The sequence below is a fragment of the Streptomyces sp. NPDC034037 genome (genome assembly GCF_055575715.1).
This window is the reverse complement of record NZ_JBVISC010000008.1, coordinates 196,025-222,264: the sequence shown is the minus strand read 5'-3', so window position 1 is coordinate 222,264 and position 26,240 is coordinate 196,025. Positions and strand designations below refer to the sequence as shown.

The following is a 26,240-nucleotide window of genomic DNA, read 5'->3' as shown; positions in this document are numbered from 1 at the left end:
AACCGCCCACGCGCCCCACTCGGCCACGGCGTCACCCCGGCACGCCCCATGACGACCGCTCAACTCACGCTACGAAGGCGTCTCGCCGCCCCTCGGCCACCCAGGGTCGCTCCCCTTGGCCCGGCCCTGCCGGGGCAGGTCCAGGGCCACCGCGGCCGCCGAGTCGCAGTACTCACGCACCGCGCTGGTCCGCGCCACCACGCGCCCCCGGTGCACCACGATCCGGCTGTACGCGAGCGACAGCGCCCCCGCGAGCCGGTCGCCGCGCACCGCGAGCAGCTCGGCCGGGAAACCGGCCTCCACCCGCACCTCGGGCAGCCCCATGGCCGCCCGCGCCGCCCCGCTCACCGTGCCGTAGGCGTCCTCGGGCCGCAGCCCGCCCCGCGAGGCCAGCAGATACGCGGCCTCCAGCGGATCCCCGCGCCCCACAGGGTTCGAGACGTCCCGCATGGTCCCGCTGCCCGCCGCCACCCGCACCCCGGCCGACCGCAGCAGCCGCACCGGCGCCACTCCGCGCCGCTCCGCGCTCCCGCACCCGCCCTGCGGAAGGCAGACCACCGTCACCCCGGACGCCGCCACCTGCTCGGCGGCGCGCGAGGCCACCTCCGCCGGCAGGCGTCCGAGGCCGCCGCACGGGCCCACCGTCACCCCGGCCCGCAGCCCGGCGGCCATCGCCGCGAGCCGCCCGAGCCGCGCCGGATCGTCACCGTCCGTATGCAGGTCGACGGGGCAGCCGTGCTCGGCGGCGAGTTCCAGGACCGCCTCCGTGTACCCCGTCGGGTCGGGGTCGAGATCAGGGCATCCGCCCACTACGGAGGCGCCCATTTTCACCGCGTCCCGCAGCATCGCGAGCCCGTCGGCGCCCGCGACGCCGGTCAGCAGCCGCGGCACCGCGACCGCCGCCAGGTCGACCAGGCCGCGCAGCGAACGCCGCGCCTGGAGCACCGCCTCCATCGGGCCGAGCCCCTGGACGTCGCCGATCCGCACATGCGCCCGCAGCGCGGTGGCGCCGTGCCCGAGCTGGAGCAGGGCGGCCTCGGTGGCCCTGCGCTGCACGTCGGGCACCTCGTACGAGACGGGGCCCGCCACGTCCGCCGTCAGGGCCGTGTCGCCGTGCGTGTGCGGCTCCGCGGCCGCCGGCAGCAGCAGATAGCCGCCGAGGTCCACCCGCGACCCGTGCGCGGCCAGGCTGCCGGCCGTGCCGACCGCCTCGATGCGCCCGCCGCCGAGCCGGACGTCCACCGTCCTGCCGTCGGTGAGCCGGGCTCCGCAGAGCAGCAGCGACCCGGACCCGTCCGCCGGATCGGGACCGGAGGAGCCGGAGGAGTGGGGCTGCTGCGGCTGGCTGTCGGGCATCGCGTTCCTGGGGTTCGGGGGCGGCTGCTGTCGTCGAGGAGGGGCGTCAAGATCACGCAGCGTGTGCCGAGCCTAGGACGGCGACAGGCGCCCTTCGAGGAGGAGCGCAATAGTCGTACCGGTGTGGTGCCACGGGTAAGTCGTACCGGCGTGGTGCCACGGGTTGCCGACGGTTCGGACGGGGCCTCCGCGGACGCCTGAGGCGGTCGTCCAGTCCCCCCGGACGGCCCCGGCGAAACGGATTTGGGCGATCGGCGACCAACCGTGTAATGTCTTCATCGCTCGCCCCAATAGCTCAGTCGGTAGAGCGTCTCCATGGTAAGGAGAAGGTCTGCGGTTCGATTCCGCATTGGGGCTCTGATGTCGAGTGATCCTCGCCTTCGGGCGGGGGGATCCGGCATCGCAGCGGTGTAGCTCAGTCGGTAGAGCAAGCGGCTCATAATCGCTGTGTCACCGGTTCAAGTCCGGTCACCGCTACTCCTGGTAGCCGATTGTGGGGTCGGTCCTTCGATCGGCTACTCTTTTATGCGTTCATCCGTCCATCGTCCGTCCAAGGAGCACTCACGTGGCTGCCACCGACGTCCGCCCGAAGATCACGCTGGCCTGCGTGGAGTGCAAGGAGCGGAACTACATCACCAAGAAGAACCGGCGTAACGACCCGGACCGTCTTGAGATGAAGAAGCACTGTCCGCGCTGCAACGCGCACACTGCGCACCGCGAAACGCGCTGATACTCAGGCTCGTACACGAGGCCGTCCCCGATTGCTGGGGGCGGCCTCGTGTCGTTTTTACGAAAACCAACCACAGGAGGTACCGAGTCCATGGCGCTCGACCAGTCCTTCGTGGGGCGGTCCTATCCGCCCACTGATCCTTATGAGGTCGGCCGGGAGAAGATCCGCGAGTTCGCCGAGGCGGTGGGGGACACCAATCCCGCGTACACCGACGCGGAAGCCGCCAAGGCCCTCGGTCACCCCGATGTGATCGCCCCGCCGACTTTTGTGTTCGCGATCACTTTCAAGGCCGCGGGCCAGGTGATCCAGGACCCGCAGCTGGGGCTGGACTACAGCCGCGTCGTGCACGGCGACCAGAAGTTCGCCTACACGCGTCCGGTGCGCGCGGGTGACCGCCTCACGGTCACCTCGACCATCGACGACATCAAGTCGCTCGCGGGCAACGACGTCCTGGACGTCCGCGGCGAGGTCCACGACGAGGCCGGCGAGCACGTCGTGACCGCCTGGACCAAGCTCGTCGCGCGCGCGGCGGAGACCGCGACAGAGGGGGCCTGAGACGATGACGGCGAAGATTTTCTACGACGACGTCGAGGTCGGCACCGAACTGCCGGCGCAGACGTTCCCGGTGACCCGCGCCACGCTCGTCCAGTACGCGGGCGCCTCGGGGGACTTCAACCCCATCCACTGGAACGAGAAGTTCGCGGTGGAGGTCGGCCTCCCCGACGTCATCGCGCACGGCATGTTCACCATGGCCGAGGCGATCCGAGTGGTGACCGACTGGGTGGCCGACCCGGCGGCCGTCGTCGAGTACGGCGTGCGCTTCACCAGGCCCGTCGTCGTCCCCAACGACGACAAGGGCGCCACCATCGAGGTCAGCGCCAAGGTCGCCGCCAAGCTGGACGACAACCGCGTCCGCGTCGACCTCCTCGCCAAGAGCGAGGGCCAGAAGGTCCTCGGCATGTCGCGAGCGGTCGTACGACTGGCCTGACGGCCACCGGACCGGGCTCCGCGCCCCACGAGAACGGCCCCGCCAGGACCGGCGGGGCCGTTCTCGTACTCTTGAGCACGTGCAGGAACTCCACGACGCCCCCCTCGCCCCGCTGACCACCTTCCGTCTCGGTGGCCCCGCGACCCGCCTGATCACCGCGACGACCGACGCCGAGGTGATCGCCGCCGTCCGGGAGGCTGACGACTCCGGGACCCCGCTGCTGCTCATCGGCGGCGGTTCGAACCTGGTCATCGGCGACAAGGGGTTCGACGGCACCGCCCTGCGCATCGCCACCCAGGGCTTCGCGCTCGACGGCACGAAGCTGGAGCTGGCGGCCGGCGAGGTCTGGACGGACGCGGTCGCCGGCACCGTCGAGGCGGGCCTCGCGGGCATCGAGTGCCTCGCCGGGATCCCCGGCTCCGCGGGTGCGACGCCGATCCAGAACGTGGGGGCGTACGGCCAGGAGGTCTCGTCGACGATCACCGAAGTGATCGCGTACGACCGGAAGACGCGCGAGACGGTGGTGATCGCGAACGCCGACTGCGCGTTCTCCTACCGCCACAGCCGCTTCAAGGCCGAACCGGAGCGCTTCGTGGTCCTGCGGGTCCGCTTCGAGCTCGAGGACGCCCAGGGGATGAGCGCCCCCATCAAGTACCCGGAGACGGCGCGCACCCTCGGCGTCGAGGCGGGTGACCGGGTACCGGCCGCCGTCGCCCGGGAGACCGTCCTGAAGCTGCGCGCCGGTAAGGGGATGGTGCTCGACCCCGAGGACCACGACAGCTGGTCGGCCGGCTCCTTCTTCACCAACCCGATCCTCGGCGAGGCGGAGTTCGCGGCCTTCCACGCGCGCGTGGCGGACCGTCTCGGCCCGGACATCGCCCCGCCCGCCTTCCCGGCCGGGGACGGCCGCGTGAAGACGTCCGCCGCCTGGCTCATCGACAAGGCGGGCTTCACGAAGGGCTACGGAGAGGGCCCGGCCCGCATCTCCACCAAGCACACCCTCGCCCTCACCAACCGCGGCTCAGCCAGCACCGAGGACCTCCTGGCCCTCGCCCGCGAGGTCGTCGCCGGCGTGCGGGACGCCTTCGGGGTCACGCTGGTCAACGAGCCGGTGATGGTGGGCGTCAGCCTGTAGCCGACGATCGGGCCCGAGGTGGCCCATCAGGCCAGGCCCCAGGCCCGCCGAGCCGGGCGCCAATCCGCCACGGGGGTGGCTAGTACGCCACCCCCACCCCCTGCCTCACCGTCGAGGGATCACCGACCATCGCCAGCATCGCGTGCGCCACATCGGCGCGCCCGATGGACCGCCCGCTGCGCGGAGTGCCGCCCACGACCCTGCGGTAGACGCCCGTCACCGGCTTGTCCCGCAGCTTCGGTGGGCGTACGGACGTCCAGTCCGTGGTGCTGCGCGCCAAGTCGGCCTCCATGGCCCGCAGATCGTCGTAGACCTCCTTCAGGACCGCGCTGACCACCGCGCCCAGGGCCCGGTCGAGCAACGGCTGGCGCTCGGCCGGGGGACCGACCGGGGCCGCGCTCACCACCAGGAGCCTGCGCGTCCCCTCGGCCTCCATCGCGTCCACCACGGACCGCGTGAGGCGGGCCGCGACCCCCGCGTCCGCCCGCCTGCGGGCCCCGAGCCCGGAAAGGACCGCGTCCCGGCCGGCCACCGCGGCCCGCAGCGCCTCGGCGTCCCCCAGATCGGCCCGGAACACCTCCAGGCCCTCTCCCGACGCGCTCAGCCGCGCGGGGTCGCGCACCACGGCCGTGACCTCGTGACCCGCCGCGAGAGCCTGCCGGACTATCTCCCCGCCGATGCCCCCGGTGGCCCCGAAGACCGTCAGCCTCACAGTGTTCACCACGCGCCCTCCAGGTGGGTAAGTATTCACTCACCCCTAGAGTGAGTATCCGCTCACCTCACGTCAAGCCTCTTGGGACGGCACATGCAGCAGAAGCCCACCCGGGCCCGCATCCTCGACGCGGCGCACGAACTCATGCTCACCATCGGCCTCGCCCGTGCCACCACCAAGGAGATCGCCAAGTCGGCCGGCTGCTCCGAAGCGGCGCTCTACAAGCATTTCGCCGGCAAGGAGGAGCTGTTCGTGAGCGTCCTCCAGGAGAGGCTGCCCAAGCTCGGCCCGCTGCTGCACCGCCTCGCCGAGGACCCGGGGGAGCGGGGCGTCGAGGAGAACCTCACCGAGATCGCCCGGCTCGCCACCGGCTTCTACGCCGAGAGCTTCCCGATCGCCGCGTCCCTGTACGCCGAGCCCAAGCTCAAGCGGCGCCACGAGGACGCGCTCCGGGAGCTGGGCACCGGCCCCCACATGCCCATCGAGGCCCTGGACGCCTACCTCCGCGCCGAGCGCGCCGCCGGGCGCATCGCCGCGGACGCCGACACCTTCGCGGCCGCCTCGCTGCTCCTGGGCGCCTGCGCGCAGCGGGCCTTCGCCTACGACGCCGTGGCCGCCGAGCCGCAGCCCGTCGAGGAGTTCGCGGCCGCCCTCGCCCGCACACTCCTCACCGGCATCAGCCGCTGAGCCAGGCGTCCACCCCGGACAGCAGCTTCTCCCGTACGTCCACGGGGGCGGCCGAACCGCGGATCGACTGCCGCGCCAGCTCGGCCAGTTCGGCGTCGTCGAAGGCGTGGTGCTCGCGCGCGATCTCGTACTGGGCCGCGAGGCGCGAGCCGAAGAGCAGCGGGTCGTCGGCGCCGAGCGCCATCGGCACCCCCGCGTCGAAGAGCGTGCGCAGCGGCACGTCCTCGGGCTTCTCGTAGACCCCGAGGGCGACGTTGGAGGCCGGGCACACCTCGCACGTCACCCCGCGGTCCGCGAGCCGCTTCAGGAGCCGCGGGTCCTCGGCGGCCCGCACCCCGTGCCCGATCCGAACCGCGTGCAGGTCGTCCAGGCAGTCCCGCACCGACGCGGGCCCGGTCAGCTCGCCGCCGTGCGGCGCCGCGAGGAGCCCGCCGTCCCGCGCGATCGCGAAGGCGCGGTCGAAATCCCTGGCCATGCCGCGCCGCTCGTCGTTGGAGAGCCCGAAGCCGACGATGCCCCGGTCCGCGTAGCGCACCGCGAGGCGGGCCAGCGTACGGGCGTCCAGCGGGTGCTTCATGCGGTTCGCGGCGACCAGCACCCGCATCCCGAGGCCGGTCTCCCGCGAGGCGGCCTCGACCGCGTCCAGGATGATCTCCAGGGCCGGGATGAGCCCGCCGAGCCGCGGCGCGTACGAGGTCGGGTCGACCTGGATCTCCAGCCACCCCGAGCCGTCCCGCACGTCCTCCTCGGCGGCCTCCCGCACCAGGCGCCGGATGTCCTCGGGCTCCCGCAGGCAGGAGCGCGCGGCGTCGTAGAGCCGCTGGAAGCGGAACCAACCCCGCTCGTCGGTGGCGCGCAGCTTCGGCGGCTCGGCGCCGGTCAGCGCGTCCGGGAGCCGTACCCCGTACTTGTCGGCGAGTTCGAGCAGCGTCGCGGGCCGCATGGACCCGGTGAAGTGCAGGTGCAGATGGGCCTTGGGCAGCTCTCGTATGTCTCGTACGCGCTCCATTGGAGGATCTTGCCGTACGCACCAGGTGTGCCGGTAGCGCGATTCCCCCTTCGTGGCCTCCTCCGAACGAAGAAACGGGCCGCCTCTTCGGAAGAGAGACGGCCCGCACGCGCGCGTGGAGCGCTGTCGGACGAGGTCAGTCGCGGGCCTCGGCCAGCAGCTTCTGCAGCCGCGAGACGCCCTCGACGAGGTCCGCGTCACCGAGCGCGTAGGAGAGCCGCAGATAACCGGGCGTCCCGAAGGCCTCGCCCGGGACCACCGCGACCTCGGCCTCCTCCAGGATCAGCGCGGCCAGCTCCACGGAGTCCTGCGGGCGCTTGCCGCGGATCTCCTTGCCGAGCAGGCCCTTCACCGAGGGGTAGGCGTAGAAGGCGCCCTCGGGCTCGGGGCAGACGACGCCCTGGATGTCGTTGAGCATCCGCACGACGGTCTTGCGGCGCCGGTCGAAGGCCTCCCGCATCTCCTCCACGGCGACCAGGTCGCCGGAGACGGCCGCGAGCGCGGCGGCCTGCGCGACGTTGGAGACGTTCGACGTGGCGTGCGACTGGAGGTTCGTCGCGGCCTTCACGACGTCCCTCGGGCCGATGATCCAGCCGACCCGCCAGCCGGTCATCGCGTACGTCTTGGCGACGCCGTTGACCACGATGCACTTGTCGCGCAGCTCGGGAAGGATCGCGGGGAGCGAGGTGAACCGCGCGTCTCCGTAGACGAGGTGTTCGTAGATCTCGTCCGTCATGACCCACAGGCCGTGCTCGACGGCCCAGCGGCCGATCGCCTCGGCGTCGGCCTCGCTGTAGACGGCCCCCGTGGGGTTGGACGGCGAGACGAAGAGCACGACCTTCGTGCGCTCCGTGCGGGCGGCCTCCAGCTGCTCGACGGAGACGCGGTAGCCGGTGGTCTCGTCGGCGACGACCGGGACCGGGACACCGCCGGCGAGACGGATCGACTCCGGGTACGTCGTCCAGTAGGGGGCCGGGACGATGACCTCGTCGCCCGGGTCGAGGATCGCGGCGAACGCCTGGTAGATGGCCTGCTTGCCGCCGTTGGTCACCAGGATCTGCGAGGCGTCCACCTCGTACCCGGAGTCGCGCAGCGTCTTCGTGGCGATGGCCGCCTTGAGCTCGGGGAGGCCGCCGGCCGGGGTGTAGCGGTGGAACTTCGGGTTCTTGCAGGCCTCGACGGCCGCCTCGACGATGTAGTCCGGAGTGGGGAAGTCGGGCTCACCCGCGCCGAAGCCGATCACCGGCCGCCCGGCGGCCTTGAGGGCCTTGGCCTTGGCGTCGACGGCGAGGGTCGCGGACTCGGAGATCGCGCCGATGCGCGCGGACACCCGGCGCTCGGTCGGAGAAGTTGCAGCGCTCATGGCCCCATCGTTCCAGACCTGGCAGGCGCCCGGTGCGGCGGTTTCCAAGAGCGTCACGGCCCTATCTGTTCGACGGCGGGCCGTGGACCACGTACACTCACTGCTCGTTGGCCCTCACCGGCCGCTCCCTCTCGACGCACTCCGTGCACTTGGGCGGATGCGGTAGGTTGGGGAAATCAAAGGGTCGTAGCTCAATTGGTAGAGCACTGGTCTCCAAAACCAGCGGTTGGGGGTTCAAGTCCCTCCGGCCCTGCTACACACTCCTTCGCCAGGATGTGTGCGCATGTACGTACTGCAACGCACCGCCGTGCGGCTCAACCGGGCGCGGCACGGCCACGACCCGGAATCAGGTGAGGACGAGTGACGGACGCCGTGGGCTCCATCGACAAGCCTGATGCCCAGGACGAGGCGCCGGAGTCCAAGAAGGCCCGCAAGGGTGGCAAGCGCGGCAAGAAGGGCCCCTTCGGCCGTCTCGCGCTCTTCTACCGCCAGATCATCGCGGAGCTCCGCAAGGTCGTCTGGCCGACTCGCAGTCAGCTCGCGACCTACACCTCCGTGGTGATCGTCTTTGTCGTCATCATGATCGGTCTTGTGACCGTGATTGACTATGGCTTCAGCCACGCTGTCAAGTACATCTTCGGCTGAGCCGAGAGCGAAGGGCGCCGTTCCTGGCGCCCCTTTCGCGCGTTCCACCCCTCTGTATCCAGGAAGAAGCAGCCACCGTGTCTGACCCGAACCTGAACGACGCCGTCGAGCCTCGCGGAGAGGACGCGGAGTCCGTGGAGGACCAGCTCGACATCGTCGAGGCGGCGGACGCCGAGGAGCCGGATCAGGCCGAGGCCGCCGACGCCGCCGCGGGCGTGCCCGCCGAGGAGGCTGCCGTCCACCTGGAGGGTGACGCCGAGGCCGTCGCCGAGTCCGAAGAGGACGAGGCCGCCGAGGCTGAGATCGACGCCGCCGAGGCCGACGAGGAGCCCGCCGAGGACGAGGCGTCCGACGACGCCGAAGCCGCCGCCGAGGAGCCCGTCGAGGAGGAGTCCGAGCCGGTCGACCCGATCGTCGCCCTGCGCGAGGAGCTCCGCACCCTGCCCGGCGAGTGGTACGTCATCCACACCTACGCCGGTTACGAGAACCGCGTGAAGACCAACCTGGAGCAGCGCGCCGTCTCGCTGAACGTCGAGGACTTCATCTTCCAGGCCGAGGTGCCGCAGGAAGAGGTCGCCCAGATCAAGAACGGCGAGCGCAAGACCATCCGTCAGAACAAGCTCCCCGGCTACGTGCTGGTGCGCATGGACCTGACGAACGAGTCGTGGGGCGTCGTCCGCAACACCCCGGGCGTCACCGGCTTCGTGGGCAACGCCTACGACCCCTACCCGCTGACCCTGGACGAGATCGTCAAGATGCTCGCCCCCGAGGCCGAGGAGAAGGCCGCCCGCGAGGCCGCCGAGGCCGAGGGCAAGCCGGCTCCGGCCCGCAAGGTCGAGGTCCAGGTCCTGGACTTCGAGGTGGGCGACTCGGTCACCGTCACCGACGGCCCGTTCGCGACGCTCCAGGCGACGATCAACGAGATCAACGCCGACTCGAAGAAGGTCAAGGGCCTCGTCGAGATCTTCGGCCGCGAGACCCCGGTCGAGCTCAGCTTCGACCAGATCCAGAAGAACTAGCCGGCGGCCCTCGCGGCCGCCCCGGTCTCCTCTGGACCACATGCCTCCGAACAGGTCAGACGGGCTGCCAAAGCCGGTCTGACCTGCTCGGTTTTTAGCCGCACGACTATACCCGTTATCGTTGTGCGGTATGCCTCCATCCGGATGACCGGATGGTTGGCTGAAACTCTCACTAGGACCCGGAGAGAGCTATGCCTCCCAAGAAGAAGAAGGTCACGGGGCTGATCAAGCTCCAGATCCAGGCTGGTGCCGCCAACCCGGCCCCGCCGGTCGGCCCCGCGCTGGGCCAGCACGGCGTCAACATCATGGAGTTCTGCAAGGCCTACAACGCCGCGACCGAGTCGCAGCGTGGCTGGGTGATCCCGGTGGAGATCACGGTCTACGAAGACCGTTCCTTCACCTTCATCACCAAGACGCCGCCGGCTGCCAAGATGATCCTCAAGGCCGCTGGTGTCGACAAGGGCTCCGGCGAGCCCCACAAGACCAAGGTCGCCAAGGTCACCGAGGCGCAGATCCGCGAGATCGCGCAGACCAAGATGGAAGACCTCAACGCCAACGACCTGGACGCCGCGTCGAAGATCATCGCCGGCACCGCCCGCTCCATGGGCATCACGGTCGAGGGCTGAGCTTCCTCCCCCGTCTGACCTTTCTCCGTGGTAGGGCCAAGCGCTGGCCCGCACCACAACTCCATACCTGAACACACCAGGAGCAGAAGTGAAGCGCAGCAAGACTCTCCGCGCTGCGGACGCCAAGATCGACCGGGAGAAGCTGTACGCCCCGCTCGAGGCCGTCCGTCTCGCCAAGGAGACCTCCGCGACCAAGTTCGACGGCACCGTCGAGGTCGCCATGCGTCTGGGCGTCGACCCGCGCAAGGCCGACCAGATGGTCCGTGGCACCGTGAACCTCCCGCACGGCACCGGCAAGACCGCCCGGGTCCTGGTCTTCGCGACCGGTGACCGTGCTGCGGCCGCGGAAGCCGCTGGAGCCGACATCGTCGGCGCCGACGAGCTGATCGACGAGGTCGCGAAGGGCCGCCTGGACTTCGACGCCGTCGTCGCCACCCCGGACCTCATGGGCAAGGTCGGCCGCCTCGGCCGCGTGCTCGGTCCGCGTGGTCTGATGCCGAACCCGAAGACCGGCACCGTGACCCCCGACGTCGTGAAGGCTGTCAACGACATCAAGGGCGGCAAGATCGAGTTCCGCGTCGACAAGCACTCGAACCTGCACTTCATCATCGGCAAGGTGTCCTTCGACGACACCAAGCTGGTGGAGAACTACGCCACGGCCCTGGAGGAGATCCTCCGTCTGAAGCCGTCGGCCGCCAAGGGTCGCTACATCAAGAAGGCCGCCATCACCACCACGATGGGCCCCGGCATCCCGCTGGACTCGAACCGCACCCGCAACCTCCTCGTCGAGGAGGACCCGGCCGCCGTCTGAATCTGACGGCAGCCGCGTCGCGCACGCGTTCTGTGGACGGGCCCCGCAACCTTTCGAGGTGCGGGGCCCGTCCTGTTTGTGTACAAGCGTTTCGGATACGTCTGTCAACGGGCCCGCGTCGGTGCGCGCGCCTTCCATGAGACCAAGGGGTGGGACGAGATGGACAGTAGGACCATGCGGCGCACGGGCCTGTCGATCGCGGTGGCGGCCGCGCTGACGGGCCTCGCGGCCTGCGGATCGGGCGATGACACGAGCTCCGCCGACAAGGCCGGGGGGTCGAAGGACAAGGGCGGCATCAAGGTCAGCCCGATCGCCGCGCTGCGCAGCGTCGACTCCAGCACGGACGAGGCGGACACCGCGCGGGTCGAGGTGAGCACCGTGATGGGCTCGCAGATATCGACCGACATGAAGGGCGTCATGGGCTGGTCCGACGGTCTCACCGGCGATGTCCGGGCGACCATCACCGGCGGTACGCAGGCCGCGCAGATGAAGCAGCTCGGGCAGACCAGGATCGACTACCGCTACCTGAAGAACGGCTTCTACGCGAACATGGGCGACAAGTTCGCGGCCCAGGCGGGCGGGGGCAAGCACTGGATCGAGTACGACTACGAGACGCTGGAGGAGATGTCCGGCGCCGCGGGGACGGCCCTGAAGGACCAGGCGCAGAAGACCACGCCGAACCAGTCGGTGAAGATGTTGCTGGCCTCCGGCGACGTGCGGCGCGTCGGCAAGGAGAAGGTCCGGGGGACCGAGACGACCCACTACCGGGGGACCGTCGACATCGCCGACTTCACCGGCAAGAACGCCGACCTGGACGAGCGCCGGCTGACGGAGCTGAAGGAGCAGTTCCGGCAGGCCGGGATGAGCACCGAGACGATCGACCTCTGGGTCGACGGCGACAACCTGCTCGTGAAGAAGGTCGAGAAGGCGGACATGAAGACCGGGGCCTTCTCCCAGACCGCCTACTACAGCGACTACGGCACGCCCCTGTCCGTGGAGAAGCCGCCGGCCTCGGACACCGTGAGCTTCAAGGACCTGATGAACAAGCGGCCCGCCGGATGACCCGCGGGCCGGGGTCCGGCCTCTCCGGTACTCTCAGCTACCGGAAAAGGGTATCGATCATATGTTCCTAGGGGTGGGGTCATGACTGTTGGTGTGATGGGTGGAGGCCGGGGACGGCGCGTGGTGGGCGGCGCCTTCGCCACCGTGCTGCTCTGTACCGGGGCGGTGGCCTGCTCGGGCGGGGACGGGAAGTCCGACAAGGCGAGCACGGGCGAGACGCAGACCCGCTCGCAGGTGACCGACGTCATCACGGCCGCGTACAAGAAGACCTCCGCCGCCAAGTCGGCCAAGGTCGAGATGACGATGTCGACCCCGCCCGGCAAGGCCGCCAAGGCGATGGGCGGCGCCGGCGAGATGAAGATGTCCGGTGTCATGGGCTGGGACCCGACCGTCATGGACGTGACGGTGAAGGGCTCCGCGCTCACGGAGGGTGATCCCGACGCCCCCAAGCAGGTCCGGATGCTCTGGCGCGACAACGTGATGTACATGGACATGGGCGCCGCCGCGGCCAAGGACATGGACGGCAAGCGCTGGATGAAGATGGACCTCAACTCCATCGCCGAGCAGGCCGGTGACGAGAAGCTCGCCCAGCAGATGACCGGCGGCCTGGACAGCATGAGCCAGGACCCCGCGCAGCAGCTCGCCATGCTCCTGGACTCGCCGAACCTCAAGCACCTGGGCTCCGCGAAGGTCGACGGCGTGCGGACCCAGCGCTACAAGGGCCGGCTCACCGTCAAGGAGATGATGGAGAGCAACAAGGAACTCAAGAAGGTCCTCGGCGAGAAGGAGCGCGAGCAGCTCTTCAAGAACGTCGAGAAGTCGGGCATCAAGGGCTACGACACCGAGGTCTGGGTGAACGAGGACGACTACCCGGTCCGCATGGACATCGACATCAAGACCCCCGAGGGCACGGTCAAGACCTCGCAGACCTACTCCGACTACGGGGCGGCCGCGAAGGTCACGCCGCCGCCGGCCGGGCAGACGTTCGACCTGATGGAGATGTTCAAGGAGCTCGGCAAGAGCGGCGTCGGCGGTGGCGGCGGCGCCGACGCCGGGACCGCGGCCGAGAGCGGCTTCTGACCGGATTTGCTTGACGAGGACCCGTTCGCGTACGCTTCCGAAGAAGCCAAAGACCGCTGGTCGTTGCTGTGTTCTCTCCCGAGTGTGCAGTGGCCGAAGGATCCGCTGAAACTGCGGACGACCCGCGTAGGTGACCGTGGAAGTGCTCCCGGACGGGATTCTCGTTCGGTGGAGCTCACGCCCCGTGCGCCTGCGCCGGGGCGTCTCGTTTTTCCCAGCCCCTTCTGAGCGGTCCTCATCACCCGGAAGGAGGCCGACGCTCATGCCGACGCCCGACAAGGCTGCCGCGGTAGCCGAGCTCACGGACAAGTTCCGCAGCTCGAACGCCGCCGTGCTGACCGAGTACCGGGGTCTCACCGTGGCCCAGCTCAAGCAGCTGCGCCGTTCCCTCGGTGCGAACTCCGAGTACGCCGTGGTGAAGAACACGCTGACCAAGATCGCGGCCAACGAGGCCGGGATCAACACGCTCGACGACCTGTTCACGGGTCCGACGGCGGTCGCCTTCGTCACCGGTGACCCGGTGGAGTCGGCGAAGGGTCTTCGTGACTTCGCCAAGGAGAACCCGAACCTCGTCATCAAGGGCGGTGTCCTTGACGGCAAGGCGCTGTCCGCCGACGAGATCAAGAAGCTTGCGGACCTCGAGTCCCGCGAGGTTCTGCTCGCCAAGCTGGCGGGCGCCATGAAGGGCAAGCAGTCCCAGGCTGCCGCGCTCTTCCAGGCGCTTCCCTCGAAGTTCGTCCGCACCGCGGAGGCGCTTCGTGCCAAGAAGGCCGAGCAGGGCGGTGCCGAGTAATTCGGCTCGCACACTGACCGCCGCCTGAGGCGACGGTCACAGCGGGCCAAACGTACGCCCGCCTCCAAATACACCCGGCACCTGCCGAATGAGTGGAAGGACGCCATCATGGCGAAGCTGTCCCAGGACGACCTGCTCGCGCAGTTCGAAGAGATGACCCTCATCGAGCTCTCCGAGTTCGTGAAGGCCTTCGAGGAGAAGTTCGACGTCACCGCCGCCGCCCCGGTCGCCGTTGCCGCCGGTGGCGCCGCTGCCGCCCCGGCCGAGGCCGAGGCCGAGCAGGACGAGTTCGACGTCATCCTCACGGGCGCCGGCGAGAAGAAGATCCAGGTCATCAAGGTCGTGCGTGAGCTGACCTCGCTGGGCCTGAAGGAGGCCAAGGACCTCGTCGACGGCACCCCGAAGCCGGTCCTCGAGAAGGTCGCCAAGGACGCCGCGGAGAAGGCTGCCGAGTCCCTCAAGGCTGCCGGCGCCTCCGTCGAGGTCAAGTGACCTCACGAGTCGTCTGACTCTCTTCACCGCACGTACGGCGGAAACGCTGTAACGCGCGGGACGCCAAGGGCGATCACCCATGTGGGTGGTCGCCTTTCGGCGTTCCCGGGACGTGCGCGAGGCCTGCCTTGCGATGTCGGTCCCGGCGAGTATGGTGATCTTCGTTGTGCCTCGGGACAGCCCGTGACGGTGAGTGTCCCAGGGCGACGTCTCGGCAGGGGGGCCTTGACGAACCGCACGCAGCGCGCAATTCTCAGGACGCGTCGTCACAACGATCCGCATCCGAGGCATGGATCGGCGGCGAAGAGGGCAGTATCGATGTGCATCGAGGGCGTGGCTTGCAGCAGGGGTTGAGAACAACGAGGGTCTCCCAGAACCCGCACTGGACATCAGTGGGCCAACTGGCTACACTGACCCTTTGCGCTGCCTGTTAGCTGCCTCCTGCCCGTCACCAGGGGCATGACCATGCTTGAGCACAGTGGACCGAAGCTTCCCTGACCTGGCCGAACAGCCAAGTCAGGAGGGCCTGTCCCTGTGTCCCGCCTGGGACCGGTACGCGCGTAGTGAGTCCGAGCCCTCGGAAGGACCCCCTCTTGGCCGCCTCGCGCACTGCCTCGACCGCGAATACGAACAACGGCGCCAGCACCGCCCCGCTGCGCATTTCCTTTGCAAAGATCAAGGAGCCCCTCGAGGTTCCGAACCTTCTTGCGCTGCAGACCGAGAGCTTTGACTGGCTGCTCGGCAACGACGCGTGGAAGGCTCGTGTCGAGGCGGCTCTTGAAAGCGGACAGGACGTCCCCACCAAGTCCGGTCTGGAGGAGATCTTCGAGGAGATCTCCCCGATCGAGGACTTCTCCGGGTCGATGTCCCTGACGTTCCGCGACCACCGTTTCGAGCCTCCGAAGAACTCGATCGACGAGTGCAAGGAGCGCGACTTCACGTTCGCCGCCCCGCTCTTCGTCACCGCCGAGTTCACCAACAACGAGACCGGCGAGATCAAGTCCCAGACGGTCTTCATGGGCGACTTCCCGCTCATGACCGACAAGGGCACCTTCGTCATCAACGGCACCGAGCGTGTCGTCGTGTCGCAGCTGGTCCGCTCGCCGGGTGTCTACTTCGATTCCTCGATCGACAAGACGTCCGACAAGGACATCTTCTCCGCCAAGATCATCCCGTCCCGGGGTGCCTGGCTGGAGATGGAGATCGACAAGCGCGACATGGTCGGTGTCCGCATCGACCGCAAGCGCAAGCAGTCGGTCACCGTTCTGCTCAAGGCTCTCGGTTGGACGACCGAGCAGATCCTGGAGGAGTTCGGCGAGTACGAGTCCATGCGCGCCACCCTGGAGAAGGACCACACCCAGGGCCAGGACGACGCGCTGCTCGACATCTACCGCAAGCTCCGTCCGGGCGAGCCGCCGACCCGTGAGGCCGCTCAGACGCTGCTCGAGAACCTCTACTTCAACCCCAAGCGCTACGACCTCGCGAAGGTCGGCCGCTACAAGGTCAACAAGAAGCTGGGTGCGGACGCTCCGCTCGACGCGGGCATCCTCACGGTCGAGGACATCATCGCCTCGATCAAGTACCTGGTGAAGCTGCACGCCGGTGAGACCGAGACCGTTGGCGACAGCGGCACGTCGATCGTCGTCGAGACCGACGACATCGACCACTTCGGCAACCGCCGTCTGCGCAACGTCGGCGAGCTCATCCAGAACCAGGTCCGCACGGGTCTGGCTCGTATGGAGCGCGTCGTCCGCGAGCGCATGACGACCCAGGACGTCGAGGCGATCACGCCGCAGACCCTGATCAACATCCGGCCGGTCGTCGCCTCCATCAAGGAGTTCTTCGGCACCAGCCAGCTGTCGCAGTTCATGGACCAGAACAACCCGCTGTCGGGTCTCACCCACAAGCGCCGTCTGTCGGCGCTCGGCCCGGGTGGCCTCTCCCGTGAGCGGGCCGGCTTCGAGGTCCGTGACGTGCACCCGTCCCACTACGGCCGCATGTGCCCGATCGAGACGCCCGAAGGCCCGAACATCGGTCTGATCGGTTCGCTCGCCTCCTACGGCCGCGTCAACGCGTTCGGCTTCGTCGAGACGCCGTACCGCAAGGTCGTCGAGGGCCAGGTCACCGACGACGTCGACTACCTGACGGCCGACGAGGAGGACCGCTTCGTCATCGCGCAGGCCAACGCGCCGCTGACGGACGACCTCCACTTCGCCGAGGCCCGCGTCCTGATCCGCCGCCGTGGCGGAGAGATCGACTACGTGCCCGGCACGGACGTCGACTACATGGACGTCTCGCCGCGCCAGATGGTGTCCGTCGCGACCGCGATGATCCCCTTCCTGGAGCACGACGACGCCAACCGCGCGCTCATGGGCGCGAACATGATGCGTCAGGCCGTGCCGCTGATCACCGCCGAGGCCCCCCTCGTCGGCACCGGCATGGAGTACCGCTGCGCGGTCGACGCCGGTGACGTGATCAAGGCCGAGAAGGCGGGTGTGGTCCAGGAGGTCTCCGCGGACTACGTCACCGTCACCAACGACGACGGCACGTACACCACGTACCGCATCGCCAAGTTCTCCCGGTCGAACCAGGGCACCTCCGTCAACCAGAAGGTTGTCGTCGACGAGGGCGCCCGCGTGGTCGAGGGCCAGGTCCTGGCCGACGGTCCCGCGACCGAAGAGGGCGAGATGGCCCTCGGCAAGAACCTGCTCGTGGCGTTCATGCCGTGGGAGGGTCACAACTACGAGGACGCGATCATCCTGTCGCAGCGCCTCGTGCAGGACGACGTCCTCTCCTCGATCCACATCGAGGAGCACGAGGTCGACGCCCGTGACACCAAGCTCGGCCCGGAGGAGATCACCCGGGACATCCCGAACGTCTCCGAGGAGGTCCTCGCCGACCTCGACGAGCGCGGCATCATCCGCATCGGTGCCGAGGTCGTCGCCGGCGACATCCTCGTCGGCAAGGTCACGCCCAAGGGCGAGACCGAGCTGACCCCCGAGGAGCGCCTGCTCCGCGCGATCTTCGGTGAGAAGGCGCGCGAGGTGCGCGACACCTCGCTGAAGGTGCCGCACGGCGAGATCGGCAAGGTCATCGGCGTCCGCGTCTTCGACCGCGAAGAGGGCGACGAGCTGCCGCCGGGCGTGAACCAGCTGGTCCGCGTCTACGTGGCGCAGAAGCGCAAGATCACCGACGGTGACAAGCTCGCCGGCCGCCACGGCAACAAGGGCGTCATCTCCAAGATCCTGCCGATCGAGGACATGCCGTTCCTGGAGGACGGCACCCCGGTCGACATCATCCTCAACCCGCTGGGTGTCCCGTCCCGAATGAACCCGGGACAGGTCCTGGAGATCCACCTCGGCTGGCTCGCCAGCCGCGGCTGGGACGTCTCCGGCCTCGCGGACGAGTGGGCGCAGCGCCTGCAGGCCATCGGCGCCGACAAGGTAGACCCGGGCACGAACGTCGCCACCCCCGTCTTCGACGGTGCGCGTGAGGACGAGCTGGCCGGTCTGCTCCAGCACACCATCCCGAACCGCGACGGCGAGCGCATGGTACTCCCGACCGGCAAGGCGCGCCTGTTCGACGGCCGCTCCGGCGAGCCGTTCCCGGACCCGATCTCGGTCGGGTACATGTACATCCTCAAGCTGCACCACCTGGTCGACGACAAGCTGCACGCCCGTTCGACCGGCCCGTACTCGATGATCACCCAGCAGCCGCTGGGTGGTAAGGCGCAGTTCGGTGGTCAGCGCTTCGGCGAGATGGAGGTGTGGGCGCTTGAGGCTTATGGCGCCGCGTACGCCCTTCAGGAGCTCCTGACGATCAAGTCCGACGACGTCACCGGCCGCGTGAAGGTCTACGAGGCCATCGTCAAGGGCGAGAACATCCCCGAGCCCGGCATTCCCGAGTCCTTCAAGGTGCTCATCAAGGAAATGCAGTCGCTCTGCCTCAACGTGGAGGTGCTGTCCTCGGACGGCATGTCCATCGAGATGCGCGACACCGACGAGGACGTCTTCCGCGCGGCGGAGGAGCTCGGTATCGACCTGTCCCGGCGCGAGCCGAGCAGCGTCGAAGAGGTCTGACGGGAGTCCGGCCGGGCTCGTCATGAGCCCGGCCGGCCCCAGGACCCCCGTATCAGACCCCATGACTTACAACCCTGAGAGGGATTGACGCATAGTGCTCGACGTCAACTTCTTCGATGAGCTCCGGATCGGTCTGGCGACCGCTGACGACATCCGTCAGTGGAGCCACGGCGAGGTCAAGAAGCCCGAGACCATCAACTACCGCACGCTCAAGCCCGAGAAGGACGGACTCTTCTGCGAGAAGATCTTCGGTCCGACCCGGGACTGGGAGTGCTACTGCGGCAAGTACAAGCGTGTCCGCTTCAAGGGCATCATCTGTGAGCGCTGCGGCGTGGAGGTCACGCGCGCCAAGGTGCGCCGTGAGCGGATGGGCCACATCGAACTGGCCGCCCCGGTCACCCACATCTGGTACTTCAAGGGCGTCCCGTCGCGCCTCGGTTACCTCCTCGACCTCGCCCCGAAGGACCTCGAGAAGGTCATCTACTTCGCGGCGTACATGATCACGTTCGTGGACGAGGAGCGTCGTACCCGCGACCTGCCGTCCCTGGAGGCGCACGTCTCCGTAGAGCGTCAGCAGATCGAGAACCGTCGCGACTCCGACCTGGAGGCCCGCGCCAAGAAGCTCGAGACCGACCTGGCCGAGCTCGAGGCCGAGGGCGCCAAGGCCGACGTGCGCCGCAAGGTGCGCGAGGGCGCCGAGCGCGAGATGAAGCAGCTGCGCGACCGTGCGCAGCGCGAGATCGACCGTCTCGACGAGGTGTGGAGCCGCTTCAAGAACCTCAAGGTCCAGGACCTGGAGGGCGACGAGCTGCTCTACCGCGAGCTGCGTGACCGCTTCGGCACGTACTTCGACGGCTCCATGGGTGCCGCCGCTCTGCAGAAGCGCCTGGAGTCCTTCGACCTGGAGGAGGAGGCCGAGCGCCTCCGCGAGATCATCCGCACCGGCAAGGGCCAGAAGAAGACCCGTGCGCTCAAGCGCCTCAAGGTCGTCTCCGCGTTCCTGCAGACGTCCAACAGCCCCAAGGGCATGGTGCTCGACTGCGTGCCGGTCATCCCGCCGGACCTGCGTCCGATGGTGCAGCTGGACGGTGGCCGCTTCGCGACCTCCGACCTGAACGACCTGTACCGCCGCGTGATCAACCGCAACAACCGCCTGAAGCGCCTTCTCGACCTCGGTGCGCCCGAGATCATCGTGAACAACGAGAAGCGCATGCTCCAGGAGGCGGTCGACGCCCTCTTCGACAACGGCCGTCGCGGCCGCCCGGTCACGGGCCCCGGCAACCGTCCGCTGAAGTCCCTGAGCGACATGCTCAAGGGCAAGCAGGGTCGATTCCGTCAGAACCTCCTCGGCAAGCGTGTGGACTACTCCGCGCGTTCCGTGATCGTCGTCGGTCCGCAGCTGAAGCTGCACCAGTGCGGTCTGCCCAAGGCCATGGCGCTGGAGCTCTTCAAGCCGTTCGTGATGAAGCGCCTGGTCGACCTGAACCACGCGCAGAACATCAAGAGCGCCAAGCGCATGGTCGAGCGCGGCCGCACGGTGGTCTACGACGTCCTCGAAGAGGTCATCGCGGAGCACCCGGTGCTGCTGAACCGTGCGCCCACGCTGCACCGCCTCGGCATCCAGGCCTTCGAGCCGCAGCTGGTCGAGGGCAAGGCCATCCAGATCCACCCGCTCGTGTGCACCGCGTTCAACGCGGACTTCGACGGTGACCAGATGGCCGTCCACCTGCCGCTCTCCGCGGAGGCGCAGGCCGAGGCCCGCATCCTGATGCTGTCCTCGAACAACATCCTGAAGCCCGCCGACGGCCGTCCGGTGACGATGCCGACCCAGGACATGGTCCTCGGTCTGTTCTTCCTCACCACCGACGGCGAGCTGCGGGACACCAAGGGCGAGGGCCGCGCGTTCGGTTCCACCGCCGAGGCGATGATGGCGTTCGACGCCGGCGAGCTCGCGCTCCAGTCGACCGTCGACATCCGCTTCCCGGTGGGCACCATCCCGCCGCGCGGCTGGACCCCGCCGGTCAGCGCCGAGGGCGAGGACTTCGGCGACGAGCGCGCCTACCAGCCGGGCGACAGCTTCCGGCTGCGTACGTCGCTGGGCCGCGCGCTCTTCAACGAGCTGCTGCCCGAGGACTACCCCTTCGTCGACTACTCGGTCGGCAAGAAGCAGCTCTCCGAGATCGTCAACGACCTCGCCGAGCGCTACCCCAAGGTCATCGTGGCGGCGACGCTCGACAACCTGAAGGCGGCGGGCTTCTACTGGGCGACCCGTTCCGGCGTCACCGTGGCCATCTCCGACGTCGTCGTGCCCGAGGCCAAGAAGGCCATCGTCAAGGGCTACGAGGAGCAGGACGAGAAGGTCCAGAAGCAGTACGAGCGCGGTCTGATCACCAAGGACGAGCGCACGCAGGAGCTCATCGCGATCTGGACCAAGGCGACCAACGAGGTCGCCGAGGCGATGAACGCGAACTTCCCCAAGACGAACCCCATCTTCATGATGGTTGACTCGGGTGCCCGAGGAAACATGATGCAGATGCGTCAGATCGCCGGTATGCGTGGTCTGGTGTCGAACGCGAAGAACGAGACCATCCCGCGTCCGATCAAGGCCTCGTTCCGTGAGGGCCTGACCGTTCTCGAGTACTTCATCTCCACCCACGGTGCCCGTAAGGGTCTGGCGGACACGGCTCTGCGTACCGCCGACTCCGGTTACCTCACCCGTCGTCTGGTCGACGTCTCCCAGGACGTCATCATTCGCGAGGAGGACTGCGGCACCGAGCGCGGTCTGAAGCTGAAGATCGCGGTCAAGGGCGAGGACGGTGTGCTCCGCAAGACGGAGAACGTCGAGACCTCGGTCTACGCCCGCATGCTGGCCGAGGACGTCGTCATCGACGGCAAGGTCATCGCGCCGGCCAACGTCGACCTCGGTGACGTGCTCATCGACGCCCTGGTCGCCAACGGCGTCGAGGAGGTCAAGACCCGCTCGGTCCTGACCTGTGAGTCCGCGGTCGGCACCTGTGCCTTCTGCTACGGCCGCTCGCTCGCCACCGGCAAGCTGGTCGACATCGGTGAGGCGGTCGGCATCATCGCCGCCCAGTCCATCGGTGAGCCCGGTACCCAGCTGACGATGCGTACCTTCCACACCGGTGGTGTGGCCGGTGACGACATCACCCAGGGTCTGCCCCGTGTCGTCGAGCTCTTCGAGGCTCGTACGCCCAAGGGTGTCGCCCCGATCTCCGAGGCCGCGGGCCGTGTCCGCATCGAGGAGACCGAGAAGACCAAGAAGATCGTCGTCACCCCGGACGACGGCAGCGACGAGACGGCGTTCCCGATCTCGAAGCGTGCCAAGGTCCTGGTGCGTGAGGGTGACCACGTCGAGGTGGGCCAGAAGCTCACCTTCGGTGCCACCAACCCGCACGACGTGCTGCGGATCCTCGGTCAGCGCGCGGTCCAGGTCCACCTGGTCGGCGAAGTCCAGAAGGTCTACAACAGCCAGGGTGTGTCGATCCACGACAAGCACATCGAGATCATCATCCGGCAGATGCTGCGCCGCGTGACGATCATCGAGTCCGGCGACGCGGAGCTGCTGCCGGGCGAGCTGGTCGAGCGTTCGAAGTTCGAGACCGAGAACCGTCGTGTGGTCACCGAGGGCGGTCACCCCGCCTCCGGCCGTCCGCAGCTGATGGGTATCACCAAGGCCTCGCTGGCGACGGAATCCTGGCTGTCGGCCGCCTCCTTCCAGGAGACGACCCGAGTCCTGACGGACGCGGCGATCAACGCCAAGTCCGACAGCCTCATCGGCCTCAAGGAGAACGTCATCATCGGTAAGCTCATCCCGGCCGGTACGGGTCTGTCCCGCTACCGCAACATCCGGGTGGAGCCGACCGAGGAGGCCAAGGCGGCGATGTACTCGGCCGTCGGCTACGACGACATCGACTACTCCCCGTTCGGCACGGGCTCCGGCCAGGCCGTCCCGCTGGAGGACTACGACTACGGTCCCTACAACCAGTAGGAACCAGGTCCACTGAAGGGCGCCCACCCCGCATCGCGCGGGGCGGGCGCCTTTTGGCGTTGCCGGCCGCCCGCGCCCCTGTCGGATGGTCCTCTTCACGGCCCTCCACAGGGCCTACGCGGCTACCCCGCACCCCGTCGAGGGCAGGCCGCGCACCGCGCCCTTCGTGGGCGCTCGGCTGTCCCTGGGCCTCGTCCTGCGGAAGTCCCCGGCCGGAGGATGCCGAATTGATCAAGGGCTTTCTGCGGTGCTCCTGATCCGTCGGATGCCCGGCGTGTCGGGCTCCATCGCATTTGTTTTGACCAGACTCGATGAGGTAGGTACGCTCAGACCTTGTGCCTGGGGTGTGCCTGGGCTCGTGCGCGTGTCTTCAACCGCATCGCGAGTCCGTCAACAAGGCCACCGCAATCTGCGCCCCTCTCCGCTTGGCGGCGGGAGTCCGCAGCATTCGACACACCCGACCGCGTGGGTCGGGAACGTTCCAGGTTAGCTTTACTATTCGGCACACAGAAACCGGAGAAGTAGTGCCTACGATCCAGCAGCTGGTCCGCAAGGGCCGGCAGGACAAGGTCGAGAAGAACAAGACGCCCGCACTCGAGGGTTCGCCCCAGCGCCGTGGCGTCTGCACGCGTGTGTTCACGACCACCCCGAAGAAGCCGAACTCGGCCCTCCGTAAGGTCGCGCGTGTGCGTCTGACCTCCGGGATCGAGGTCACGGCCTACATTCCGGGTGAGGGACACAACCTGCAGGAGCACTCCATCGTGCTCGTGCGTGGTGGCCGTGTGAAGGACCTGCCTGGTGTTCGTTACAAGATCATCCGCGGTTCCCTCGACACCCAGGGTGTCAAGAACCGCAAGCAGGCCCGCAGCCGCTACGGCGCCAAGAAGGAGAAGTAAGAATGCCTCGTAAGGGCCCCGCCCCGAAGCGCCCGGTCATCATCGACCCGGTCTACGGTTCTCCTCTGGTGACCTCCCTCATCAACAAGGTGCTGCTGAACGGCAAGCGCTCCACCGCCGAGCGCATCGTGTACGGCGCCATGGAGGGCCTGCGCGAGAAGACCGGCAACGACCCGGTCATCACGCTGAAGCGCGCGCTCGAGAACATCAAGCCGACCCTCGAGGTCAAGTCCCGCCGTGTCGGTGGCGCGACCTACCAGGTCCCGATCGAGGTCAAGCCGGGCCGTGCGAACACGCTCGCCCTGCGCTGGCTGGTCGGTTACTCCCGCGCCCGTCGCGAGAAGACCATGACCGAGCGTCTGCTCAACGAGCTCCTCGACGCCTCCAACGGCCTCGGTGCCGCTGTGAAGAAGCGCGAGGACACCCACAAGATGGCCGAGTCCAACAAGGCCTTCGCGCACTACCGCTGGTAGTCGCTACCCACATCGAGACCGAGAGAAGACTGAGCCGACATGGCTACCACTTCACTTGACCTGGCCAAGGTGCGCAACATCGGCATCATGGCTCACATCGACGCGGGCAAGACGACGACCACCGAGCGGATCCTGTTCTACACCGGTGTCTCGTACAAGATCGGTGAGGTCCACGACGGCGCCGCCACGATGGACTGGATGGAGCAGGAGCAGGAGCGTGGCATCACGATCACCTCTGCTGCCACCACCTGTCACTGGCCGCTGAACGACGTCGACCACACCATCAACATCATCGACACCCCGGGTCACGTCGACTTCACCGTCGAGGTGGAGCGTTCGCTCCGCGTGCTCGACGGTGCCGTGACGGTGTTCGACGGTGTCGCCGGCGTTGAGCCCCAGTCCGAGACCGTGTGGCGTCAGGCGGACCGCTACGGCGTCCCGCGCATCTGCTTCGTCAACAAGCTCGACCGCACGGGTGCCGAGTTCCACCGCTGCGTCGACATGATCGTCGACCGCCTCGGTGCGACCCCCCTCGTCATGCAGCTGCCCATCGGCGCAGAGGCTGACTTCAAGGGCGTCGTCGACCTCGTCACCATGAAGGCCTTCGTCTGGTCCGCCGAGACCAAGATGGGCGAGGCCTACGACATCGTCGACATCCCCGACACGCACACCGAGGCTGCCGAGGAGTACCGCGGCAAGCTGCTCGAGGCCGTCGCGGAGAACGACGAAGAGATGATGGAGCTGTACCTCGAGGGCCAGGAGCCCTCGGTGGACCAGCTGTACGCGGCGATCCGTCGCATCACCATCGCCTCCGGCAAGGGCGGCGACACCACCGTCACCCCCGTCTTCTGCGGTACCGCGTTCAAGAACAAGGGCGTCCAGCCCCTGCTCGACGCGGTCGTGCGCTACCTGCCCTCCCCCCTGGACGTCGAGGCCATCGAGGGCCACGACGTCAAGGACCCGGAGCTGGTCGTCAAGCGCAAGCCGTCGGACGACGAGCCGCTGTCGGCCCTCGCGTTCAAGATCGCGAGCGACCCGCACCTGGGCAAGCTCACCTTCGTCCGGATCTACTCCGGTCGCCTGGACGCCGGCACCGCGGTGCTGAACTCCGTCAAGGGCAAGAAGGAGCGCATCGGCAAGATCTACCGCATGCACGCGAACAAGCGTGAGGAGATCGACTCGGTGGGCGCCGGCGACATCGTCGCCGTCATGGGCCTGAAGCAGACCACCACCGGTGAGACGCTGAGCGACGACAAGAACCCGGTGATCCTGGAGTCCATGGACTTCCCGGCGCCGGTCATCGAGGTCGCCATCGAGCCCAAGTCCAAGGGCGACCAGGAGAAGCTGGGTGTCGCCATCCAGCGTCTCTCGGAGGAGGACCCCTCCTTCCGCGTGCACTCGGACGAGGAGACCGGCCAGACCATCATCGGTGGTATGGGCGAGCTTCACCTCGAGGTGCTCGTCGACCGCATGAAGCGCGAGTTCCGCGTCGAGGCGAACGTCGGCAAGCCGCAGGTGGCCTACCGCGAGACGATCCGCAAGGCCGTCGAGCGCGTGGACTTCACCCACAAGAAGCAGACCGGTGGTACCGGTCAGTTCGCGAAGGTGCAGATCGCGATCGAGCCCATCGAGGGCGGCGACGCGTCGTACGAGTTCGTGAACAAGGTCACCGGTGGCCGCATCCCCAAGGAGTACATCCCTTCGGTGGACGCGGGTGCTCAGGAGGCCATGCAGTTCGGCATCCTGGCGGGCTACGAGATGACGGGCGTCCGCGTCACGCTCATCGACGGCGCCTACCACGAGGTCGACTCCTCCGAGCTCGCCTTCAAGATCGCCGGTTCGCAGGCCTTCAAGGAGGCCGCGCGCAAGGCCAGCCCCGTGCTGCTCGAGCCGATGATGGCCGTCGAGGTCACCACGCCCGAGGACTACATGGGCGATGTCATCGGTGACATCAACTCCCGCCGTGGCCAGATCCAGGCCATGGAGGAGCGCAGCGGCGCTCGCGTCGTGAAGGGCCTCGTGCCCCTCTCGGAGATGTTCGGCTACGTCGGAGACCTCCGCAGCAAGACGTCGGGTCGCGCAAGCTACTCAATGCAGTTCGACTCCTACGCCGAGGTTCCGCGGAACGTCGCCGAGGAGATCATCGCGAAGGCCAAGGGCGAGTAACGCACCCCAGTTAACGCTTTAGGCTTGACACCATCCGCCGGGGCTCGACCCCGCAGGGCAAGAACCCCGGCGGCTGGCTTCCCAGCAAAGATCACCTGGCGCCGATGAA

Annotated in this window: 22 protein-coding genes and 3 tRNA genes; 21 read left to right on the top strand and 4 right to left on the bottom strand. The window is 68.1% G+C overall.

Annotated elements, in window-relative coordinates; translation table 11 throughout:
• Nucleotides 1-69 precede the first annotated feature (69 nt).
• Nucleotides 70-1,356, bottom strand: coding sequence for an amidohydrolase family protein (locus ACZ516_RS27315; protein WP_469012016.1), 1,287 nt, complete (start codon nt 1,354-1,356; stop codon nt 70-72).
• 284 nt (nt 1,357-1,640) lie between these two features.
• Between ACZ516_RS27315 and ACZ516_RS27310 the strand changes: the two genes are divergently transcribed.
• The 6 genes from ACZ516_RS27310 to ACZ516_RS27285 all read left to right on the top strand — a co-directional run bounded on the left by ACZ516_RS27310 (nt 1,641) and on the right by ACZ516_RS27285 (nt 4,209).
• Nucleotides 1,641-1,713, top strand: a tRNA-Thr gene (locus tag ACZ516_RS27310).
• A gap of 47 nt (nt 1,714-1,760) precedes the next feature.
• Nucleotides 1,761-1,833: transfer RNA gene (locus tag ACZ516_RS27305), tRNA-Met, on the top strand.
• 88 nt (nt 1,834-1,921) lie between these two features.
• The gene (gene rpmG, locus ACZ516_RS27300) at nt 1,922-2,086 is read left to right on the top strand and encodes a 50S ribosomal protein L33 (protein ID WP_004571794.1); all 165 of its coding nucleotides are present in this window, start codon (nt 1,922-1,924) and stop codon (nt 2,084-2,086) included.
• 90 nt (nt 2,087-2,176) lie between these two features.
• Nucleotides 2,177-2,641, top strand: coding sequence for a MaoC family dehydratase N-terminal domain-containing protein (locus ACZ516_RS27295; protein ID WP_358577350.1), 465 nt, complete (start codon nt 2,177-2,179; stop codon nt 2,639-2,641).
• 4 nt (nt 2,642-2,645) lie between these two features.
• Entirely contained in the window at nt 2,646-3,074 is a 429-nt protein-coding gene (locus ACZ516_RS27290) for a MaoC family dehydratase (protein ID WP_469012014.1), read from the top strand.
• 79 nt (nt 3,075-3,153) lie between these two features.
• Nucleotides 3,154-4,209: a UDP-N-acetylmuramate dehydrogenase gene (locus ACZ516_RS27285; protein WP_469012012.1), complete on the top strand. Its 1,056-nt coding sequence runs from the start codon at nt 3,154-3,156 to the stop codon at nt 4,207-4,209.
• A 79-nt stretch (nt 4,210-4,288) separates the two neighbouring features.
• Here the strand turns inward: ACZ516_RS27285 and ACZ516_RS27280 are convergent, their stop codons facing one another.
• A complete protein-coding gene (locus ACZ516_RS27280) occupies nt 4,289-4,921 on the bottom strand; it encodes an NAD(P)-dependent oxidoreductase (protein WP_469012168.1) in 633 nt (210 codons plus the stop codon).
• 93 nt (nt 4,922-5,014) lie between these two features.
• Between ACZ516_RS27280 and ACZ516_RS27275 the strand changes: the two genes are divergently transcribed.
• Nucleotides 5,015-5,608 (top strand): TetR/AcrR family transcriptional regulator, encoded by a 594-nt coding sequence (locus tag ACZ516_RS27275; RefSeq protein WP_361082862.1) that lies wholly within the window; start codon nt 5,015-5,017, stop codon nt 5,606-5,608.
• Here ACZ516_RS27275 and ACZ516_RS27270 read toward each other — a convergent pair.
• Both ACZ516_RS27270 and ACZ516_RS27265 read right to left on the bottom strand, forming a co-directional pair.
• Nucleotides 5,598-6,617: an adenosine deaminase gene (locus ACZ516_RS27270; protein WP_358577358.1), complete on the bottom strand. Its 1,020-nt coding sequence runs from the start codon at nt 6,615-6,617 to the stop codon at nt 5,598-5,600. The genes ACZ516_RS27275 and ACZ516_RS27270 overlap by 11 nt on opposite strands.
• A gap of 136 nt (nt 6,618-6,753) precedes the next feature.
• Nucleotides 6,754-7,980, bottom strand: a complete 1,227-nt coding sequence (locus ACZ516_RS27265) for a pyridoxal phosphate-dependent aminotransferase (RefSeq protein ID WP_358577361.1) — start codon at nt 7,978-7,980, stop codon at nt 6,754-6,756.
• A gap of 180 nt (nt 7,981-8,160) precedes the next feature.
• On the opposite strand from ACZ516_RS27265, the gene ACZ516_RS27260 reads away from it, so the two are divergent.
• The 14 genes from ACZ516_RS27260 to fusA all read left to right on the top strand — a co-directional run bounded on the left by ACZ516_RS27260 (nt 8,161) and on the right by fusA (nt 26,131).
• Nucleotides 8,161-8,233 (top strand) — tRNA-Trp (locus ACZ516_RS27260).
• Nucleotides 8,234-8,340: 107 nt separating this feature from the next.
• Nucleotides 8,341-8,625 (top strand): preprotein translocase subunit SecE, encoded by a 285-nt coding sequence (gene secE / locus ACZ516_RS27255; protein ID WP_358577363.1) that lies wholly within the window; start codon nt 8,341-8,343, stop codon nt 8,623-8,625.
• A 77-nt stretch (nt 8,626-8,702) separates the two neighbouring features.
• Nucleotides 8,703-9,644 carry a transcription termination/antitermination protein NusG gene (gene nusG / locus ACZ516_RS27250; RefSeq protein WP_361082865.1) on the top strand — a complete coding sequence of 314 codons (942 nt, stop codon included), beginning with the start codon at nt 8,703-8,705 and terminating at the stop codon, nt 9,642-9,644.
• A 191-nt stretch (nt 9,645-9,835) separates the two neighbouring features.
• Nucleotides 9,836-10,270 carry a 50S ribosomal protein L11 gene (gene rplK, locus ACZ516_RS27245; RefSeq protein ID WP_358577367.1) on the top strand — a complete coding sequence of 145 codons (435 nt, stop codon included), beginning with the start codon at nt 9,836-9,838 and terminating at the stop codon, nt 10,268-10,270.
• Nucleotides 10,271-10,358: 88 nt separating this feature from the next.
• Nucleotides 10,359-11,081: a 50S ribosomal protein L1 gene (gene rplA / locus ACZ516_RS27240; RefSeq protein ID WP_469012010.1), complete on the top strand. Its 723-nt coding sequence runs from the start codon at nt 10,359-10,361 to the stop codon at nt 11,079-11,081.
• Between the two features lie 159 nt (nt 11,082-11,240).
• Nucleotides 11,241-12,143 carry an SCO4651 family lipoprotein gene (locus tag ACZ516_RS27235; protein ID WP_469012009.1) on the top strand — a complete coding sequence of 301 codons (903 nt, stop codon included), beginning with the start codon at nt 11,241-11,243 and terminating at the stop codon, nt 12,141-12,143.
• An 81-nt stretch (nt 12,144-12,224) separates the two neighbouring features.
• Nucleotides 12,225-13,223, top strand: coding sequence for an SCO4651 family lipoprotein (locus ACZ516_RS27230; RefSeq protein ID WP_469012008.1), 999 nt, complete (start codon nt 12,225-12,227; stop codon nt 13,221-13,223).
• 262 nt (nt 13,224-13,485) lie between these two features.
• On the top strand, nt 13,486-14,016 hold the full coding sequence (rplJ, locus tag ACZ516_RS27225) for a 50S ribosomal protein L10 (protein WP_030782600.1): 531 nt from the start codon (nt 13,486-13,488) through the stop codon (nt 14,014-14,016).
• Between the two features lie 108 nt (nt 14,017-14,124).
• Entirely contained in the window at nt 14,125-14,508 is a 384-nt protein-coding gene (gene rplL / locus ACZ516_RS27220; RefSeq protein WP_005313624.1) for a 50S ribosomal protein L7/L12, read from the top strand.
• Between the two features lie 593 nt (nt 14,509-15,101).
• Entirely contained in the window at nt 15,102-18,587 is a 3,486-nt protein-coding gene (gene rpoB, locus ACZ516_RS27215; protein ID WP_469012007.1) for a DNA-directed RNA polymerase subunit beta, read from the top strand.
• Between the two features lie 94 nt (nt 18,588-18,681).
• Entirely contained in the window at nt 18,682-22,596 is a 3,915-nt protein-coding gene (locus ACZ516_RS27210; protein WP_358577377.1) for a DNA-directed RNA polymerase subunit beta', read from the top strand.
• Nucleotides 22,597-23,120: 524 nt separating this feature from the next.
• Nucleotides 23,121-23,492 carry a 30S ribosomal protein S12 gene (rpsL, locus tag ACZ516_RS27205; protein WP_003948652.1) on the top strand — a complete coding sequence of 124 codons (372 nt, stop codon included), beginning with the start codon at nt 23,121-23,123 and terminating at the stop codon, nt 23,490-23,492.
• A 2-nt stretch (nt 23,493-23,494) separates the two neighbouring features.
• Complete coding sequence (rpsG, locus tag ACZ516_RS27200; RefSeq protein ID WP_003974303.1) at nt 23,495-23,965, top strand: 30S ribosomal protein S7; 471 nt, start codon at nt 23,495-23,497, stop codon at nt 23,963-23,965.
• Between the two features lie 39 nt (nt 23,966-24,004).
• Nucleotides 24,005-26,131 carry an elongation factor G gene (fusA, locus tag ACZ516_RS27195; RefSeq protein WP_358577379.1) on the top strand — a complete coding sequence of 709 codons (2,127 nt, stop codon included), beginning with the start codon at nt 24,005-24,007 and terminating at the stop codon, nt 26,129-26,131.
• Nucleotides 26,132-26,240: the final 109 nt, after the last annotated feature.

What these genes read in the sequence shown, in the direction of transcription:
- ACZ516_RS27315 (WP_469012016.1), bottom strand. Translation starts at nt 1,356, where the DNA reads ATGCCCGACAGCCAGCCGCAGCAGCCCCACTCCTCCGGCTCCTCCGGT.
- ACZ516_RS27295 (WP_358577350.1), top strand. Translation starts at nt 2,177, where the DNA reads ATGGCGCTCGACCAGTCCTTCGTGGGGCGGTCCTATCCGCCCACTGAT.
- ACZ516_RS27290 (WP_469012014.1), top strand. Translation starts at nt 2,646, where the DNA reads ATGACGGCGAAGATTTTCTACGACGACGTCGAGGTCGGCACCGAACTG.
- ACZ516_RS27275 (WP_361082862.1), top strand. Translation starts at nt 5,015, where the DNA reads ATGCAGCAGAAGCCCACCCGGGCCCGCATCCTCGACGCGGCGCACGAA.
- ACZ516_RS27270 (WP_358577358.1), bottom strand. Translation starts at nt 6,617, where the DNA reads ATGGAGCGCGTACGAGACATACGAGAGCTGCCCAAGGCCCATCTGCAC.
- ACZ516_RS27265 (WP_358577361.1), bottom strand. Translation starts at nt 7,980, where the DNA reads ATGAGCGCTGCAACTTCTCCGACCGAGCGCCGGGTGTCCGCGCGCATC.
- rplK (WP_358577367.1), top strand. Translation starts at nt 9,836, where the DNA reads ATGCCTCCCAAGAAGAAGAAGGTCACGGGGCTGATCAAGCTCCAGATC.
- ACZ516_RS27235 (WP_469012009.1), top strand. Translation starts at nt 11,241, where the DNA reads ATGGACAGTAGGACCATGCGGCGCACGGGCCTGTCGATCGCGGTGGCG.
- ACZ516_RS27230 (WP_469012008.1), top strand. Translation starts at nt 12,225, where the DNA reads ATGACTGTTGGTGTGATGGGTGGAGGCCGGGGACGGCGCGTGGTGGGC.
- rplJ (WP_030782600.1), top strand. Translation starts at nt 13,486, where the DNA reads ATGCCGACGCCCGACAAGGCTGCCGCGGTAGCCGAGCTCACGGACAAG.
- rplL (WP_005313624.1), top strand. Translation starts at nt 14,125, where the DNA reads ATGGCGAAGCTGTCCCAGGACGACCTGCTCGCGCAGTTCGAAGAGATG.
- rpsG (WP_003974303.1), top strand. Translation starts at nt 23,495, where the DNA reads ATGCCTCGTAAGGGCCCCGCCCCGAAGCGCCCGGTCATCATCGACCCG.
- fusA (WP_358577379.1), top strand. Translation starts at nt 24,005, where the DNA reads ATGGCTACCACTTCACTTGACCTGGCCAAGGTGCGCAACATCGGCATC.